The sequence below is a fragment of the Parafrankia sp. BMG5.11 genome (assembly GCF_004337455.1).
In genome coordinates, this window is record NZ_SJXI01000163.1 from 1 (window position 1) to 2695 (window position 2695).

At 68.2% G+C, this 2695-nt stretch carries 2 protein-coding genes; both read left to right on the forward strand.

The window, feature by feature from the left end; translation table 11 throughout:
- Positions 1-944, forward strand: a 944-nt coding sequence (locus E0504_RS48605) for a TetR/AcrR family transcriptional regulator (protein ID WP_243657991.1), incomplete at its 5' end; no start/stop codon positions are given.
- A gap of 212 nt (positions 945-1156) precedes the next feature.
- Entirely contained in the window at positions 1157-2347 is a 1191-nt protein-coding gene (locus E0504_RS48610) for a hypothetical protein (RefSeq protein ID WP_112104812.1), read from the forward strand.
- Positions 2348-2695: the final 348 nt, after the last annotated feature.

Genomic DNA, 2695 nt, shown 5'->3' on the forward strand with positions numbered 1-2695 from the left:
GGCTACCTGACCGGCGCTCTAGTGTTGGACGGGTGGATGACCGGCAGCCGGAACCTCGCGCCGCGAGCGGGGGAACCGGGCCTGGTGCGGCACTCGGCCCGCTGTGGGAAAGTCCGCCGGCGCCGCCCGGACCCGGGCTGACCCGCGCGGCGATCGTCGGAGCCGCCATCGACATCGCCGACCGCGAAGGGCTCGACGCGGTCTCCATCCGCCGGGTCGCGGCCGTGCTCGACGCCCGGCCGATGAGCCTCTACACCCACGTCCCGAGCAAGGACGACCTGCTCGACCTCATGACCGACCGGGTCGCCGGGGAGGCCGTCCTGACCGAGGCGCTGCCCACGGACTGGCGGGCGGCGATGCGGGCCATCGCTGCCCGCAGCCGGGAAGTGGGCCTGCGCCATACGTGGATGCTGCGGTCCGTCGTGAAACGCGGAAACATCGGCCCGAACGCCGTGCGACACATCGAGCAGTCGTTCGAGGCCCTCGCCGGCCTGCGGGTGGAGACCAGCCGCAGGATTGAAATCCTGCGGGCCGTGGACACGTTCGTGATCGGGCACATCCTCGGGGAGGTCTCCGCGCGCAAGCGCGAGGGCCAACAGGCGTGCGCCGCCGACGGCCCGGCCCCAGACCAGAACCTGGCCCCTGAGCGTCGCCTGGCCGCGGAGCAGGACCGGGCCCCGGCGCGGGCGGGTGGCGGCGGGGACGAGCGCGACCGTGGCACGGGAGCCGCGGTGCCCGGCCTGCCGGCCGAACCGCGCTGGCAGGCCGTCGTCGAGCATCTGCACCAGCTCGCGGCGAGTGGACAGCACCCGGCGCTCGCCGAGGTGCTGACCGAACCGCTCACGCTCTCGGGCGGGCATGCGGACCGGGCCTTCGAGCAGGGCCTCGACTGGCTGCTGTCCGGCATCGCCGCCACCCTGCCACCAGACGCCGCCGCGGCCTGATTCCCCGCCGGCGGTAACCGCCGAGGTCGACGTTGGAACAGGGGAGAACCCGGAAAGTCAACACGACTTTTCCCATTCGACTGCCCCACCCCCCGGCCAGCGGGCAGCATGCGCCAGGACCGGTGTCCAGATTGCCTGGACCCACCATCCCGACACCCCGCCGTCGCGCGCCGCCGTCGTGCGAGGCACGGAACGGCCGGAGGAGCCTGACGATGACCGAATCCACGTCGGAGCAGCCCCAACTCTCCTGGAACTTCGACGACCACGTGACCCCGGACGAGGTCGAGGCGCTCAATTCGCTGAACCGGCAGCTAGGCATAATCGACGCGTTGGGGACCGGCCTCAACGCAGAGCGGGCGGTTAAGGTACGTGAGATCTTAAATTCAACCAGGAATCACCTGGCGGAGATACGGCGGCGGGTCTCGAACCGTGCCGAACAGGATTTCGCTCGGAACCACTACCGTACGGCGTTCGCCTCGGCGTCGCTCGGGACCGAAGAGGAACTCCCCGCGACGATCCAACTGATGACGACCGACTGGAGCTTGTTCGGGGTCGTGAGCCGAATCGACGACCCGGAAGTTCTCGTCCAGATCACCAAGGACCTCCAGGTGTCGGCTTTGGGTGATCTTGGTGAATACACGATCGAACTCCGGACGACGCCGACAGAGCTGTCCGACCAGGCCGGCTGGCGAGAACGACGACTCGCCCTGCAGGCCCTGATATCGACGATCGAAAAGAACGTCGGCGGGCACCTGTCCAGCAGGGCTGCCGGTGCCTACCGGATAACCATTTTCAACCCAGGTAATCTCATCAGGAGTGTTACGGACGGGACCGTCAAGGGCACGGCGAAACACGCGACGGTCGGGGTCGCCGCCGCGGAGATCGGCACCGGAGTCACCCTGGACGACCGGCAGCGCCTCCGGAAAGTTCATCCACTCCTGACACTGCCGTGGTATGCGGAGCGGTTCACCGCCGACCCCGGGCTGCTCGCCCTGGAAGACCGCGAAAAAGTCAGTTACGCATTCGTGATGTCGGCGGTCCTCAAACTTGCCCAGATCTGGACGAGGTATCCCGACAGGCTGCACCTCCTGGAGGCCAAGAGCATGTGGGACGTGCTGCCTCGGACGCCTCCCGTCCAGATCCTGAACTCGCTGCGCCCCGTGGCGAGCACGGCGGCCCGCCGCATGGTCACCAACCGGGCGGTACCGGCCTGGGCGGCCGACTGGGGCCAGGTGCCCAGTGCCGAAGTCTGGGAGAAGGCACGCCGCCACGTTCTCGCCGAGGGTGAGATGGGCGGGCACCCGCCGGCCGCCGCGACCGTCGGCGGCCGTCCGGCGATGCTGTTCGAATACCGGGCCGGCATCCCGGACACCTTCGCGGACGCGTGGTGGAAGCGGATCTGACGACAGGTGTCCACCGTCGTCACGACGTCGCGGGTCGGAGACACGTGCCGTTTCATAGGGGTCCTCTGCTCGACGGAGGTGGCGATGTCCGAGACCTCCAGTACCCGCTTCTTCGGCAACCTCGACGACCTGGCGGCCACCTCGCGGTGCTGCGAGTGAGCTTGGCACGTGGCGTCGAGAAATTCTGGAAAAATATCGAAATCGGGCTTCGTTGTCTTGATCTGTCGGCCTGTCGGCGTTGCATGTTTGCGGCTCGCTGGTCCCGGGCAGCCAATCCTTAGAAAAATATCCCTAACGCCGACGTCGCCTCCGACCGGCCCGCCGACACGGTGTGAGGTAGAGCATGGC

Coding starts and splice junctions, on each gene's coding strand:
- E0504_RS48610 (WP_112104812.1), top strand. CDS start 1,157: ATGACCGAATCCACGTCGGAGCAGCCCCAACTCTCCTGGAACTTCGAC.